This window comes from Ornithinimicrobium kibberense (assembly GCF_006519705.1).
Classification (GTDB): domain Bacteria; phylum Actinomycetota; class Actinomycetes; order Actinomycetales; family Dermatophilaceae; genus Ornithinicoccus; species Ornithinicoccus kibberensis.
The window spans coordinates 16279-31453 of sequence record NZ_VFXM01000006.1 but is presented as its reverse complement, the minus strand read 5'-3'; the positions used below and the strand labels follow the sequence as shown (position 1 = coordinate 31453).

The 15175-nt window shown below is 69.2% G+C and carries 9 protein-coding genes; 3 read left to right on the top strand and 6 right to left on the bottom strand.

The features are described 5' to 3' along the window. Positions 1-11: 11 nt before the first annotated feature. Positions 12-602: a methyltransferase domain-containing protein gene (locus tag FJR00_RS06180; protein ID WP_238330347.1), complete on the bottom strand. Its 591-nt coding sequence runs from the start codon at positions 600-602 to the stop codon at positions 12-14. Between the two features lie 46 nt (positions 603-648). Beyond that, entirely contained in the window at positions 649-3024 is a 2376-nt protein-coding gene (locus tag FJR00_RS06175) for an excinuclease ABC subunit UvrA (RefSeq protein WP_141337934.1), read from the bottom strand. A 44-nt stretch (positions 3025-3068) separates the two neighbouring features. On the opposite strand from FJR00_RS06175, the gene FJR00_RS06170 reads away from it, so the two are divergent. Further along, positions 3069-3515: an iron chaperone gene (locus FJR00_RS06170; RefSeq protein ID WP_141337933.1), complete on the top strand. Its 447-nt coding sequence runs from the start codon at positions 3069-3071 to the stop codon at positions 3513-3515. A 13-nt stretch (positions 3516-3528) separates the two neighbouring features. On the opposite strand, the gene FJR00_RS06165 is transcribed toward FJR00_RS06170, so the two are convergent. Further along, positions 3529-6291, bottom strand: a complete 2763-nt coding sequence (locus tag FJR00_RS06165) for a bifunctional glycosyltransferase/CDP-glycerol:glycerophosphate glycerophosphotransferase (protein WP_181409526.1) — start codon at positions 6289-6291, stop codon at positions 3529-3531. Between the two features lie 229 nt (positions 6292-6520). Here FJR00_RS06165 and FJR00_RS06160 point away from each other — a divergent pair, with 229 nt between their 5' ends. Next, complete coding sequence (locus tag FJR00_RS06160; protein ID WP_181409525.1) at positions 6521-8188, top strand: stealth family protein; 1668 nt, start codon at positions 6521-6523, stop codon at positions 8186-8188. Positions 8189-8198: 10 nt separating this feature from the next. Here the strand turns inward: FJR00_RS06160 and FJR00_RS06155 are convergent, their stop codons facing one another. The 3 genes from FJR00_RS06155 to dnaB all read right to left on the bottom strand — a co-directional run bounded on the left by FJR00_RS06155 (position 8199) and on the right by dnaB (position 14135). Continuing rightward, complete coding sequence (locus FJR00_RS06155; protein ID WP_141337930.1) at positions 8199-10370, bottom strand: CDP-glycerol glycerophosphotransferase family protein; 2172 nt, start codon at positions 10368-10370, stop codon at positions 8199-8201. Between the two features lie 162 nt (positions 10371-10532). Further along, positions 10533-11207: a hypothetical protein gene (locus FJR00_RS06150; protein ID WP_141337929.1), complete on the bottom strand. Its 675-nt coding sequence runs from the start codon at positions 11205-11207 to the stop codon at positions 10533-10535. Positions 11208-11360: 153 nt separating this feature from the next. Then, a complete protein-coding gene (dnaB, locus tag FJR00_RS06145) occupies positions 11361-14135 on the bottom strand; it encodes a replicative DNA helicase (protein ID WP_141337928.1) in 2775 nt (924 codons plus the stop codon). Positions 14136-14621: 486 nt separating this feature from the next. Between dnaB and FJR00_RS06140 the strand changes: the two genes are divergently transcribed. After that, positions 14622-15098 (top strand): Hsp20/alpha crystallin family protein, encoded by a 477-nt coding sequence (locus tag FJR00_RS06140; RefSeq protein ID WP_141337927.1) that lies wholly within the window; start codon positions 14622-14624, stop codon positions 15096-15098. Positions 15099-15175 lie beyond the last annotated feature (77 nt).

Below are 15175 nucleotides of genomic sequence, written 5' to 3'. Positions count from 1 at the left end.
CGGCCCCCGGCTCAGGTCGGGTCGGCGACCCGCAGCACCACCAGCGTGTCCAGCGCGGGCCGGGCGGCGTCGGCCACGGGCCGCTCGCGGAGCTCGGCCCGCTCCACCTCGACCTTGACCTCAACGGGCAGCCGGCCCACCTCGGCCACCACGTGGTCGGGGTCGCGCAGGACGGCCGGGTCCTGAGGTCCGCCCGTGCCCTCCCCCAGGTTGCGGCGCGCGTGCAGCACGACCACGACCCGCCCTCCCGGGCGCGTGGCCGCGACCGCGTGGGCCAGGGCCGCCTCCCACGGCCCCGGGGGCAGCTGGAGGTAGACGAGCAGGACGAGGTCGTAGCCCCCGCCCCCCGTGTCCGCCGGCTCGGTGGCGTCGCCGACCGCCGTGCCCAGGCGGTCCTGCTCCTCGGGGGTCAGGACCTGCCCGGCCAGCTCGCGCATCCGGTCGACCGCCACGGCGGAGAAGTCGACGGCGTCCACCGTCCATCCCCGCCGGACCAGCCAGAGGGCGTGCCGACCCTCCCCGGCGGCCACGTCCAGGGCGCGGCCGGGCTGCCAGGGCCCCACGACCTCCTCGACCCACGGGTTGGGGTCGCTCGTCCCCACCTGGTCGGACGCGGCCTACCGCTCGTCCCAGTCCTTGGCCTCCACCTCAGTCCTCCTTGTCGGGTCGGTCGGCCCGTGGGTCCCGGCCGGCGTCGGCGCCGACCGCGGCCCGCAGGTGCTGCGCCGTCAGCGTGTCCGAGCCGTCGACCATCTCCTGCGGGGTGCCCTCGAAGACGATGCTGCCTCCCTCGTGGCCGGCGCCGGGACCCAGGTCCACGATCCGGTCGGCCTGGGACACCACCGCCAGGTTGTGCTCCAGGACGATGACCGAGGTGCCGCCGTCGACGAGCCCGTGGAGCATCTGCACGAGCCGGTGCGTGTCGGCCAGGTGCAGGCCGCTGCTGGGCTCGTCGAGCACGACGACCTCGGCCTCCCGCAGCTGGGCGGCCAGCTTGAGCCGCTGCCGCTCGCCGCCGGAGAGGGTGGTCAGCGGCTGCCCGAGACGGACGTAGCCCAGCCCCACGTCGAGCAGCCGTCGCAGCACGGTGGCCGCCTTGCCCGTGGTGAACACCTCGGCGGCGTCCGCGACCGAGAGGTCCAGCACCTCGGCGATCGTCAGCCCGTGCAGGCGGTGCTCGAGCACCTCGGGCCGGAACCGCCGACCACCGCACTCCTCGCACGGGGTGCTCACCCCGTGCACCATGACCAGGTCGGTCCAGACCACCCCCTGGCCCCGGCAGACCGGGCAGGCCCCCTCGGAGTTGGGGCTGAACAGCGAGGCCGGCACCCCGTTGGCCTTGGCGAACGCCGTCCGGACCGGGTCGAGGAGCCCGGAGAAAGTGGCCGGGTTGGACCGCCGCGACCCCCGGATCGGGGACTGGTCGACGATGAGGACGCCCTCGCGACCGGCGAGCGACCCGTGCACGAGCGAGGACTTGCCGGACCCGGCCACCCCCGTGACCGCCACCAGCACGCCCAGGGGGACGTCGACGTCGACGTCGCGCAGGTTGTTGGTGCTGGCGCCCCGGATCTGCAGGTATGCCGTGGGCTCGCGCACCTTCGTGCGTAGGCCCGGTCGGTGGTCCAGCCACTCCCCGGTCACCGACCCGGAGGCGGACAGGCCGTCGGGTGCGCCGGCGTAGACCACCTGCCCGCCGTCGTCGCCGGCGCCCGGGCCGATGTCGACGACGTGGTCGGCCAGGGCGATGACCTCGGGCTTGTGCTCGACGACGAGGACGGTGCTGCCGCTGTCGCGCAGCTGGAGGAGGAGCTGGTTCATCCGGGCGATGTCGTGCGGGTGCAGCCCGACGGTGGGCTCGTCGAAGACGTAGGTGACGTCGGTGAGGGCGGAGCCGAGGTGGCGCACCATCTTCACGCGCTGCCCCTCCCCGCCCGAGAGCGTCCCGGTCGCCCGGTCGAGGGAGAGGTAGCCCAGCCCGACGTCGATCATCGAGCGCAGCACGCCGGCCAGACCTTTGGTGACCGGGGCGACCGAGGGCTCGTCGAGCCCCTCGACCCAGGCGAGGAGGTCACCGAGCTCCTGCGAGGAGCACTGGGGCAGGGTGCGGCCGTGCACGGTCGCGGTGCGGGCGGCCTCGTTGAGCCGGGTGCCGTCGCACTCGGGGCACGGGCCGGTCGTGGCGATCCGTTCCTTGAACCGGCGCACGTGCGCCTGCTTCGGCTCCACGTCCCCGAACCAGCTGCGGCGGAACCGGGTGACCAGGCCCTCGTAGGTCATGTTGATGCCGGCGACCTTGACCTTGGTCGCCGGCTGGTGCAGCAGCCAGTCCCACTCCTCGTCGGTGTAGTCGCGCAGCTTCTTGTCGGGGTCGATCCGCCCGCTCTCGGCGTAGCTGCGCCACATCCAGCTGCCGACCGCCAGGTTGGGCGCGTCGATCGCGCCCTCGGTGAGCGAGCGGTCCCGGTCGAGGAAGGTGTCGGGGTCGATCCGGGCGATCGTGCCCAGGCCCTCGCAGGCCGGGCACATGCCACCGACCGTGGAGAACTCGCGGATCTCGGCCTGTGCCTCGCCCTTCTCGACCGTCATCTTCCCGCGGCCGGACGCGGAGGCCAGGTTGAAGGAGAAGGCCGAGGTCGGCCCGACGTGCGGCTCGGACAGCCGGCTGAAGATCACGCGCAGGTAGGTGAGGGCGTCGGTGGCGGTGCCGACCGTGGAGCGGGCGTTGGCGCCGATGCGCTCCTGGTCGACGACGATGGCGGCGGTGAGGTTCTCCAGGTGGTCCACCTCGGGCCGGGCGGACGGCGGCATGAACGACTGCACGAAGGTGGAGTAGGTCTCGTTGATGAGCCGCTGGGACTCGGCGGCGATCGTGCCGAAGACCAGGGAGGACTTGCCCGAGCCGGAGACGCCCGTGACGACGGTCAGCCGGCGCTTGGGCAGGTCGACGTCGACGCCGCGCAGGTTGTTGACACGGGCGTTGCGCACGCGGATCGTGTCGTGGGAGTCGGCGGGAACGGTCATTCTTCGATCATGGCAGCCGGCACCGACGGACGAGGGAGGCAGCGATGTCCGGGACGAAGGACCACGCAGGAGGCTTCAGCCAGGCCGAGCGGGAGGCGATGAAGGCACGGGCCGAGGAGCTGCGGGCCGAGAAGGGTGGCCGCAAGAAGGCCACGGACCTGGAGAAGCTGCTCGAGGCGATCGAGGAGATGCCGGAGGAGGACCGGGCGATCGCGGCGGGACTGCATACCCTGGTCTCCCGGACCGCACCCGGGCTGGACGCGCGCACCTGGTACGGCATGCCCGCCTGGGCCCGGGACGGGCAGATCCTGCTGTTCCTGCAGCCCTCGGGCAAGTTCGGGACCCGCTACTCCACGCTGGGCTTCAACGACGGGGCGGCGCTGGACGACGGGGAGATGTGGCCCACGGCGTTCGCGGTCACCCGGCTCACGCCGGAGGTGCAGGAGCGGATCACCGGGCTGCTGCGGAGGGCGCTGGGCCGGGACTCCTGACTCAGGGCGAGCGTCAGGCGCGGACCCGTGACGGGTCGTGATCCTCGGCAGGGGCAGTGTCGCGCGCCAAGCTGGCCTCGATCGCACGGCAGAGCCGTTCGCAGTTCCCCCCTCCGGAAAAGGCGAAGAACCGGTCGGCGCGATCTCGGTACTCAGGCTGCATCTCGCACGAGGTCCCCACCAGATCCACCAGCGAGTCGACCAGTTCGGGAACGGTCTTCACCACCGGGCCGAACCCGTCCCGCTCATAACTGAAGTAGCCCTCCGAGTAGAGATGACCCTGGAAGAACTCGTCCCGGTCACCCTGCGCATAGACGACCGGCTTGCGGAGGTAGGCGAAGTCGAAGGCGACGCTGGAGTAGTCCGTCACCAGGACGCTCCCCCGGGAGAACAGATCGCGATAGTCGTGGGGGTAGGGGCTGATCGAGATGCGCTCCGAGGGTGCGAAGGTCGAGTGCTCGGCACTGTGGGAGGGGTGCAGAGCCAGAATCCCGGTGAACCCGCGCTCAGCCATCACTGCGTTGAGCCTGGGATCGGAGATCACGCTCTGCCAGTACGCCAGGTAGTCACTCTCGGCAAAGCGCTCAGACTTCCCCACTCTCCCCGTCTCCGGATCGAGAGGTCCCGCCAGCGCCTTGCGCCAGGTCGGCGCCAGCACCAGGAGTCGGTCCGGACGGGAGACGAGTCGGTCGAACCGCGGCAGTCCGGTCAGGGCGACCTGGTCCGGACGGTAGCCGTAGTCTCCCTGGACGATCGAGTCCCGCTCGGCCGGGCTGCTGGTCACGAAGAGGTCGAAGCCCTTCGCTCGGCGGTTGAGCCACGCGCTCTGGTCGTCCTTGGTCACCCCGTGCTGGAGGAAGACCGACCGGTGCGACAGGAGGTCGTTGAGGTAGGTTCGCCTGCGCCCCAGCGGATCCAGCATATAGTTGTCCCCCGCCGAGTTCATGACGACCGCCGCGTCCAGGTAGGCCCGCAGATGCGCCCGAGACCCCGGGACGACGACCTTGCCCAGACGCTTGAGCTCTGCATACTCGTCAGCATCCTTGCGGAGCACGAAGTACGGGACCACCCCGGGCCGGGGCTGAGCGCAGAGGTGCCGGAACATCGCCTCGCCGTTGTCGCCGGCCTCGGACTTGTGGTCGGCCATGAGCCAGATCTCACGCCGGCGCAGCGCGCGGCGCGCTATCGCCCCCGCGCGCATGGCAAGCACCTGCGCCTTGGCCCCGGCTCTGGCGGCCCGACGGAAGACACCCGCCTCCGCCCGGAGGACCTCGAGCAGCCCGAGGTCGACGCGCTCGATGGAGAAGCGACGCTGCCGTCGGAAGACCGTCCTTCCCAGACGCCGATAGTAGAACGCGTCCGACCGGCCACTGAAGCCGGTGAAGCGATGCATCAGGGGCTGGACGGGGACCGCTATCCCCCCGTCTGCGGCGTCATGCCCGGCGCGGACCATGGGAGTCAGCAGCTCGCCGGCCCGAAGCTCCACCTGCACGTGGAACGGCACCGCCGCCGCGACCTCGTTGCCGTAGCTGGACCGGACCGGACGCGGGTCGTGGACGCGCTCCACGGGGTAGCGGCGGCCTCCGACCTCGAAGTGGAGGTCGAAGTCGTCGATGTCCGGAAGACGGAACACGCCGTCCACGAGGACGCGGTCCCCGTGCACCTCGAAGAACTCGATGTCGCACCGGACCGGACGGTGCCGGGCCCGGGGCTTGACCTCGAGGCTGTAGACCGGCTTGTCCCCCACGAAGTAGGTCGTGCCGCGACGCTCGGCCAGGTCGCGGATGGGGACTCCCGCGCGCATGCTCAGCATGCTCAGCCGCACCTCGACCGGTGCTCGCTGCGCCAGGATCACGCCGACGTCGAGCTGGCGCAGCAGACCACGCAGCAGGTCTCGGTAGTCCGGTTCAAGATCTGGATCCATGGCGGCCAGATCGGCCCGGAACCTCCAGGAGAGGTCGTAGGCCACCATCGCCTGCACGTACCGCGGGGCTTGTCCGTACATCTCTCGGCCTGCGTCGAGCACGCGTTGGTAGGCGTACCGGGGGATGTCGGTATAGAACTCCCGACGGAACTGGCTGCTGGAGACGAGAGAACCACCGACTGCATGCCGCCGGTTGTAGTAGGTCGCTTCGGCGACCACGCCGTAGGCCATCTTCCGCAGAATGACCAACGTGTTGAGCGTCTGATCCTCGGAGATGAACAGGCGGGGGTCGAAACGCAGTCCCGGATCCTTGAGGACCTCAGACTTGATGAACGTCCCTCCCCCGGCAGCCTGTGGGGTGTTCCACTCGCGCGAGACGTCGATCACCCTGGTCGTGGCGAAACGGTTCCGGTTGTTCCAGTGCGGGCCGCGTCGCGCGCCGAACATCATCAACGGGATGGCAACGAGATCGCACTCGTCCTCGTGCTCGGCGAAGAAGTTGCCGACGGCCTCCAGTGTGTTCTCGGAGAGCCGGTCGTCCGAGCCGAGGAATCCGACGTACTTGCCGCGGGCGGCGTCGACACCCGAGTTCAGTGCGACGGAAACCCCTCCGTTGGGCTGATGAAGCGCGACGACCCGGCCGTCCTGCGCGGCGTACTCGTCCAGGATCGATCCCGTCGAGTCCTCGGACCCGTCGTCGACGACGACGACCTCCACCTCGTGCGGGTCGATGGTCTGGTCGAGAACGGACTGGATCGCCTCGGCGACGAAGTCCTCGCCGTTGTAGACCGGGATGACGACCGAGAAGAGCGGAGCATGGTCCTCGACCGGTGCTGGACTGACGGAGGTCACGCGACCACCTTTCTGGAAGTTTCCTGTGTGGCCGTGGCGGCGCATCAATGTCCGACGATCGGCGACTGAGCACTCGGAGTCCATCCATCCGGGTGCCCTCGACCCGTGACGGAATGTCAGCGGGACACTACCAAATGGCCTGGTCGGGATGACGACCTGCGTGTTTGCGCACCGGCTGCCCCTCGATACGGCAGCATGGCACACTCACCCGGCCAGGAGAGGAGCATCAGTGCGCCAGCGAATCGCCCGGGCCGCCCGGCTGACCAGGCACGCCGGCAAGGTGGCGGGCCGTCTGACCAACCGTGTCGTCCGGAGCCGCCAGCCCCAGAAGGAGATGAGACGGGAGTGGGCCCGGCAGCGGACGGCCTACCACGATGCCGTTGCGCGTCGGGCGGCGAGAGCGGGCGAGGAGACCATCGCGGTCGACGGTCGTCGGCTGCTGGGCGTGCGCCGGGACTTTCGTACGCCCGCAGAGCATCGCTTCGGCCTACTACGGGCGGCGCTCGACGCCTTCGAAGCCCAAGGACTGTCGGCGTTCGTGCTTCCCGACCCGAGCCGGCTTCCACGGACGGTCGCCGTCGTCGCCAGACCCGGCGATCCAGCCGTGGGACGTGCCGTGACACAGATGACCGCCGAAGCGGGTCACTTCGTCGCGGCACCAGCCCCGCAGCTACCCGGCAAGGTCGCCGTCCCGCAGCAGGAGGTTCCTGAGGGCAGCGTTTTCCGGCTCTTTGCCGTGGTGGCTGGCGACGGCTTCGTCTACGGCCCACGCACGGGCATCGACGTGGAGTGCTGGGAGGTCGACGGCGCGGACCTCGCGTGGGTCCCGCCGCGCCCCAACCCCTATGTCGAACGCGTCTCACCAGCAGGACAGCAGCTGGCACCCCTGACCACCGTCCTGGGCGAGCTCCCCACGCTGCGGACCATGAGTGTCCCCAGCATCACCGACGTCCAGTTCCCCGTCGACGTCGTCTACACCTGGGTGGACGGCAGCGACGAGGAATGGCAACGCTCGCGAGCGGCGGCGTTAGGGGTGAACGACCCCGAGCAGTTCACCGAGTCCGCCACGGCAGAGGCGCGCTTCCGTCAGCATGACGAGCTGCGCTACTCGTTGCGTTCCTTGGAGCGGCACGCGCCATGGGTGAATCACATCTGGATAGTCACCGCCAACCAGGTGCCGGGCTGGCTGCGGACCGATCACCCGAAGGTGACCGTGGTCAACCACCACGACATCTGGAGCGGTGAGGGCAGCCTTCCGACGTTCAACTCGCACGCCATCGAGGCGCACCTGCATCGAATCGATGGTCTCGCGGAGCATTTCATCTACTTCAACGACGACGTGTTCCTCGGGCGCGACTGTGCTCCAGAGCTGTTTTTTGAGGCGAACGGGATCCAGCGCCTCTTCCAGTCTCGCGCTCTCATCCCGGACGGCGACCCACGGCCAGGCGAGATCGCGTCCGAGTCGGCGGGCAAGAACGCCCGCTCGCTCATCGAGGAGCTTGTCGGCCGCAGAATTCGGACGAAGTTGTTCCACGCTCCGTTCGCGTTGCGCCGTTCGGTGTCGGAGGAGATCTGCTCGCGGTACCCGGCAGAGGTGGAAGAGACCGCCCGTTCCGTCTTCCGGCGGATGAACGACGTGACCCTCTCCGGTGCGCTCCACATGTACTACGCCCTGGCCACCGGACGGGCGGTGACGTCGCGACTTCAGTACCGGTACATCAACGTCGACAGCCCGGCGGCCGAGGAGCGTCTTCGCACGCTGACCAGGACACCCTTCGACGTCTTCTGTCTCAACGACACCGGGGCCCACGACACCGACCCCCAGGTCGTCGACCGTCGGACTCGCGGATTTCTCGCGTCGTACTTCCCGGACCGCAGCTCCTACGAGACTGGCTGACCCGTCAAGTTCACCGCAGGTCGCTTGCTCGTTGCGCCAGTCGTGCCTCGATCGCCTCGAACAGGCGCTCGGCGTTGTGCTGGTCGTGGTACGTGAAAAGGCGCTGCACACGTTCCTGGTAGACCTGCTGCTGAAGACATCCCCCGCTCAGGACGCGCTCCAGCTCGTCCAGTGTCTGCTCGAGGGTCTGGGTGACCGGTCCGAAGCCCTCGCGCTCGAAGTCGAACCACGACGGCGCGGCATGGCGCGTCTCGTATTCTTCCCGGTCGAACCTGGCGTAGATCACAGGCTTGCCGAGATACGCGGCGTCGAAGTGCACGGATGAGTGGTCGGTGATGAAGACGTCGCAGCTGCGCACCAACCGCTGGATGCCATCACCCGTGGGCTCCACGACCTGGACGTGGTCGCTGGAGGACTGCACGTCAGCGAACTGGTCGGCGAGGTTGTGGTGGGGCACGAACACCAGCCGGTAGCCGTGGCGTTCCAGGACGTGGTGCAGACGTCTGCTCTGCAGAAGCCCCGACGTGAAACGCTCGTAGGAAGACCCCTCGAACGTGTCCGTCCGGCGATCCTGCCCGGCGAAGACCCGCGACGGCAGGTACCGCCGCCAGGTCGTGATGAACAGCACCGTCCGACTCCCATGAGCGGGAAGGAGCGCGTCGTAACGAGCCAGTCCAGTCTCCGTGAGCTGCTCGTCGTAGCCCGAGACCTCCCGCAACGCCTGGGTCTCCCGGGATGCACTGGTCACGACCATGTCATAGCCCGTCGTCCTGCGTTGCAGCGCTGCGGGACTGGTGTGCACCCCGTGCTGCAGGAATACGCGCAAGGCGCCGATCCGCCATGCTAGATGGTAATGATAGTCGAACCGGTCCCAGGAACGCGGGATCAGGTAGGGGATCGAAAAGGCGTCCGACAGCACGTCGGCGTGGAGCATGAACAGTTGATGACGCCACGAGGAGTGTTCCACGACGTTGCCCAGCCGGCGGAGTTTGCCGAACTCGGGGCTGTCCTTCTCGATCACGTAGTAGACGCGACGGCGCGGATGGCTACGACGGACGTAGCGGAAGAAGTGCAGGCCGTTGTCCTGGGCAGTGTCACTGCGCTCGCCGACGATCCAGACCCGGCGGAGGAAGAGGGGGCGGGTGATGAGTCGGACGAGCAGCAGGGTCCTCACGTGTCGACCGCCCTTCCCCCGGACGATGTCACGAACATCCTGACGCAGCCGGCGCACCTGCCAGGTGAGGGCCGCGCGCCATCCGCGGGCGTCCTGCTGCACCGCGAGTCCTGCCACTCGGGCGGACCCGGTGGTGTACGGCAGGTACCGGGTGTCTCCTCGGCGTCCGTCGATCACCCAGGTCGTTCTTCTGACCTGCCCCGGAGTCACCGAACCGACGCTGGGCCGCAGCGCGCGCGGCTTCGCGGGCCGGTTCCCGACGACATCGATCGCGAGCTCGTAGTTCCCCGTCGGAAGATCGCTCAGCGGCACGTCGGCGACCAGTTGTTCCCACTGTTCCCGACCGGCCCAGTCGACACGCGCGAGCAACCCGGTGGGGGAGGACCAGGCCGAGACACCACCCCGGCGGCGGAGTCCCACGCGAAACTGCCACGGTGGCCGCTCCTGCCACCCGTGGGGCAGGCTCACGCGGACAGTGACCCGGATCTGGTGACCTCGCGGGTCGAGGGCTTCTACCACCGGGCGCGCCGCGGCAGTGGCCAGCGTGCCGGCGTGCGCCAGTCTCTCGGAGTCCTCCCGCGAGGAGCGAAGCACCTCTCGCACGTAGGAGGCGATGACCCAGCGTGGTGTCTTAGCATGCGGGGCCAGGTTCGTTTCACGCCGTCCGGCTGCCGGAGTGTCGGCGGCAGCCGTAACGAGCTCCTGGCGCACGTCCAAGGGACTCTTCAGGACTTTGAGCGGGATGGCAGCGACAACCGGTGCAGACACGAAACGGGTCAGTACGTTCCACTCGACCGCCTCCTTGCCGGCCGCCGAACCCCCGACACCCACGACTGGGACGTCCTGGATACCGTCCAGCCGGAGGACGTGGTCATCCACCACGTCCTCGTCCGCCAGGATCACCACCTGCAGGGCGGGCCGGGCGGCGCGAAGGACAGCCATTCCATCCGCCAGCATTGGCGCGTCACGTCCACCCACGATGAGAAGCACCGCGACGTCCTGCACCATGGGACTCCTTTGTGACTGGGGCAAGCACGAAACTCTATACCGTGCGGCCTTGGCATCTGCTGGGGTGCCACGGCACGCCGGGGTTGGCGTGAACTCGTGGTCGGACGTCCGATCAGCGGGCCTGCGTGTTCGTCGCGGTCGGCAGCAGGCCCATCCCGCCGCCTAGTGGCCTTCGAGCGCGCGTGCCACAAGCGGCGACACATCGGCGGCAGGACTGCGCCAGTCGACGCGTGCGGGATGAGTGACCGACACCACCTTCAGACCGTCTCGCCCACGATGCGTGTGACTGGTCCAGCCCCGGTTGTTCCTCTCGACGATGTGGTCGATGTGCTCGTGGGCTTCGAAGCGGTCACGCACGTAGGCGCCGGTCTTCTTGCCGAAGCACACGACCACGTCAGCACCGAGGTCGCTGACCACCGTCTCGTGGAACGGCCAGCACAGGTCGGCGAGGCGGCTGAAGCTTCCCTCGATGTCCGACTCGCCGCGTGTCCGGGCGAAGATCAGGCAACTGGCCGGCACAGTCGTCGGGTCGAGAGATAGCTGACGAAGGAGGTGAAGCACGCTGCGATCGATGCGTCCGGCCGGTTTCCACGTGTGGGTCGCGTACGCGGAATACGCCGAGGGCCCTGCTTTGACGTTATGCAACTGCTGACGCACTGTCTCCGTGCCGTCGCTGCCGGGGTTCTCCGCGAGCAGATAAAGCCGTGACCGCCCGGCGAACCCGTCCTCCCCGGAGTAGAAGGCGTGGCCCGGGACATCCATCAACTCGTCCGGGATGAGGGCAGCGAGCCGATCAATGGTCGGGGTGGCACTCTCTGGAACGCTCGTCCCAGTCATCATGCCCTCGTGCCGCTTGACTGCCCGCGGCTCGACCGCAGCCCCGCGCCCCTCATCGTCGACTTCATGCCCGCACGTCATACGGGATGAGGTCACGGCACAGGACCGACTGCATCTCGACACCCGCCGGTCGGGCTCGGTCGGTGCATCCCATCAGAAGTTGCTGGCCATGTTGGTGAACCGGGAGTAGTGACCCTGGAACGCCACGACGACCGTGTCCGTGGGGCCGTTCCTGTGCTTGGCCACGATGACGTCAGCCTCCCCCTCCCGGGGTGACTCGCGTTCGTACATCGACTCGCGGTGGAGCAGAATGACGACGTCCGCATCCTGCTCGATCGAGTTGTGGACGGCGATGCCGTTAGCCACGAAGTTGTGGTTGCCCAGGACCGTGGCGTCGAAGACCTCCTCGACCCCGTCCAGCTCGACGGAGACGACGTCGTCGAAGAGGACGTCGTTGACGGCGGCGAGATCGAAGTCCTCGGTGTCCAGCACGTCCACCACGGTCGCGAGAGCGCCCCCCGTCGTGTCCTGCTCCAGAACCCGGGCCATCTCCTGCCACAAGGGCGCAGGCCGATCGAGGACGGCCCGCGGCTCTGTGCGGATCTCGCCCGCCTCGACCAGAGCGAGGGCAGGCGCAGCCTCTGGGCCAAGGTCAACCAGGGGCGCGATCTCACGGAGGAACCGTCGCTGGTCGTCCTTCTCGACGACGGCCAGGGTGGCCGTCCCAGTCATGCTCCGCCGGCGCGTACTGATGCCGAACCGGAGCAGCTGCCGGGACATGTGGTCAGCCAGGGCAGCGGGTCCGGTCCAGTCGATCACGACACCGCCGTCGACGATGCGCACGGCACCCCCGAGGTTCCAGAGCGAACCGAGGAGCAGGCCGATCTGGCGCTTGGACATGTGCGCGGCTGTGTCGGGCGGCAGGTCGAGCCGCCCGCTGCCGAGGTCTCGGGCCAGTGTCCGCACCTGGTCGTCGTCGCTCCACGGCTCGTGCTTCTCCGGGGCGGGCACGTGCCTGGGCACCGCGACCCTGTCACCTGCGCGGAGGTCGCCCAGCTGCTTCCAGCCGTCGTAGGTCAGGAACGGGTGGTTCTCGGTGGCCCGGACGGTCTTGCCGGAGGTCAGCGTCAGACGGAAGACCGGCCGTGTGCCCGTCGGGAAGACATGGGTCAAGTGCCGCCGGACGTAGCGCAGCGACTCGTCCAAGGACCACACGGGCACGTCCCGCTCACCGGACTCGTGGAGCTCGCCCATGGTCACCTCGGACCCGGTGTCGGCCCGCAGGATCCTGGTGTCGGCCGTCAGGCACCCCGACTCACGGAGGTCGCTCATCTGGGGCTTCTTGTCGGTCCGCTGCTCAGGCCCACGGTTGAGCTGGGACAGGGCGATGAGCGGGACCTCGAGCTCCTTGGCGAGCAGCTTCAGCGCCCGGCTGAACTCGGCGACCTCCTGCTGACGGGACTCGACGCGCTTGCCCGAGCTCATCAGCTGGAGATAGTCGACGACGACGAGCTTGAGGTCGTTGCGCTGCTTGAGACGGCGGCACTTGGCTCGGATCTCCATCAGCGACATGTTGGGCGAGTCGTCGATGAACAGGGGCGCGTCGTGGATCCGGCCCTGGGTCTCCGCCAGCCGCGTCCAGTCGCGGTCGCGCATGTTGCCCTTGCGCATGTTCTGCAGGGGGATCTCCGATTCCGCCGACAGCAGTCGCATGGTGATCTCGGTGCGGCTCATCTCCAGGGAGAAGACGACCGTGGGCAGGCCGTGCTTGATCGCCGCGGCCCGCGCGATGTCCAGGGCGAAGGTCGAGTTGTGGGTCGGGATCATCGACCGGCCGGCGAGGAAGAGATGCCGATCGTCGTCCACCTGGAGGCACCTGACGGGCACGCTCGTCACCGGCGTCACCGCCGTCACGGTCCAGGTCGCCGCGTCGAGATCCCCCTCGGGCCGTGCGACGCTCACGCGGGCGCCCTCGGCGACCGCCCGCTTGACGTCGGTGGTCGTCACGGTGGCAGGCTCCGCGTCCTCGCCCAGGCTCAGGTCCCACAGGTGCTCGGCGTCGGCGGTGATGACCGACCCGTCCGAGAACTCCACCTCGTAGCACGGCCGGTCGTGCATGACCTCGGTGGCGGCCACGACCGTGGTCGGGCGCCCGTCCGCCCCGAGCAGCTGGTCCCCCACCCGCACCTCGCCCATCGTCGTCCAGCCGGACGGCGTCGGCAGCGGCGTGTCGAGCGCCAGGGCCTTCCCGACGGCTGGCCTGGCCGCCACGATCACCATCTGGCCCGCGTGCAGGCCGTTGGTCAGCTCGTCCAGCTCGTTGAACCCGGTCGGCACGCCCACCATCTCACCGGTGGAGGAGGCGTTGTGCTCGATCTCGTCGGTCGTGGGCTGGATGAGGTCGGCGAGCGCGTGGTAGTCCTCCCCGCCCCGCTTGTCGGCGACGGCGTAGATCTCGGCCTGGGCGGTGTTGACGATCTCCTCGACGTCGCCGCCGCCGTAGCCGATCTGCACGATCCGGGTGCCCGCCTCGACCAGCCGGCGCAGGACCGCCCGCTCCGCGACGATCTCGGCGTAGAAGGCGGCGTTGGCCGCGGTGGGGACCCCGGCGATGAGCTGGTGCAGGTATGCCGTGCCGCCGACCCGGGTGAGCTCGCCCCGCTTGGTCAGCTCGTCGGCGACGGTGATCGCGTCGACCGGCTCCCCCCGGGAGAACAGGTCGACGACCGCCTCGTAGATCCGCTCGTGGGCCGGCCGGTAGAAGTCGACCGGCTTGATGATCTCCGAGCACTCGCCGATGGCGTCCTTGGACAGGAGCATGGCCCCCAGGGCGCTCTGCTCCGCGGCGACGTCCTGCGGCGGCAGCCGCTCCTCGGCCGGCCCCTCCCCCGGAGGCCCGTACGTCCGTTCCAGCTCGCTCAGCGACATGCGCCCTCCTGCTCTCGCCCGTCCGGCTCTGCGACCACGTCACCACGACCCACCGACAGACCCACAGCGCGCCACGGTACGCCGCCGACGAACCTCCCCCAAGACGCCCCTGTGGACGAGCTGTGGACCGCGTGTGGACCGGCGGTGGACGACACGCGACGAGGCTGCGCACAGCTGTGGACGAGACCTGTGGACGACGGTGCGACAAAGCCCCTGCACCCTCCTGACCAGCGCATATTCCACGCACACCCTGTGGAGAAGAACTCGGCCGACAGAATTTCCTCACCCCTCTCCGGGGCCGTCCCGGGCGTGTCGCCCACGCCACACCGGCGGCCGGGAAGAGATGCGCACCCCGCCGGCGTTTGGCACTCTAGAAGCAAGAGTGCTAATCCATCAGGAAGCACCCGCACGGTGCAGCACTCACCACCAGGACCGAGGGCGGACCGGTGCCGCCGGACCTCCCTCGACCGCACAGAAGGAGGAAGCATGAACCGTTTCGACCCGTTCCGCGAGATGGACCGCCTGATGTCGGAGACCATGCGCACCCCGGCGGCCTCGGCGATGCCGATGGACCTGTTCCGTTCCGGGGAGACGTTCGTCGCCAAGGTGGACCTGCCCGGTGTCGACCCGAGCTCCATCGACGTCGACGTCGAGGACCGCACGATGACCATCCGCGCCGAGCGGCGCGAGGAGTCCGACGCCGAGCAGTGGCTCTCCCACGAGCGCCCGGCCGGCACCTTCGCCCGGCAGCTCACCCTGGGCTACGGCGTGGCCCTGGACCGCATCGAGGCCGACTACACCGACGGCGTGCTCACCCTGACCATCCCGGTGGCCGAGGAGGCCCGGCCGCGCAAGATCCAGGTGGCCCACCGCTCCGGCCTGGGCGGCGGCGACAGCGTCCGCGGCGAGGTCGCCGAGCACTCCGACGACGCCTCCGGCGAGGAGCAGTCCCAGGACGCCTGACCCCGCCCTCCGCGCCCCGGGGCATTCCAGGGCGCACCCCGCACCCCCCCGACCCGGGCCCGGCACCGCCACGGTGC

What these genes read in the sequence shown, in the direction of transcription:
- FJR00_RS06175 (WP_141337934.1), bottom strand. Translation starts at nt 3,024, where the DNA reads ATGACCGTTCCCGCCGACTCCCACGACACGATCCGCGTGCGCAACGCC.
- FJR00_RS06170 (WP_141337933.1), top strand. Translation starts at nt 3,069, where the DNA reads ATGTCCGGGACGAAGGACCACGCAGGAGGCTTCAGCCAGGCCGAGCGG.
- FJR00_RS06155 (WP_141337930.1), bottom strand. Translation starts at nt 10,370, where the DNA reads ATGGTGCAGGACGTCGCGGTGCTTCTCATCGTGGGTGGACGTGACGCG.
- FJR00_RS06150 (WP_141337929.1), bottom strand. Translation starts at nt 11,207, where the DNA reads ATGACTGGGACGAGCGTTCCAGAGAGTGCCACCCCGACCATTGATCGG.
- dnaB (WP_141337928.1), bottom strand. Translation starts at nt 14,135, where the DNA reads ATGTCGCTGAGCGAGCTGGAACGGACGTACGGGCCTCCGGGGGAGGGG.
- FJR00_RS06140 (WP_141337927.1), top strand. Translation starts at nt 14,622, where the DNA reads ATGAACCGTTTCGACCCGTTCCGCGAGATGGACCGCCTGATGTCGGAG.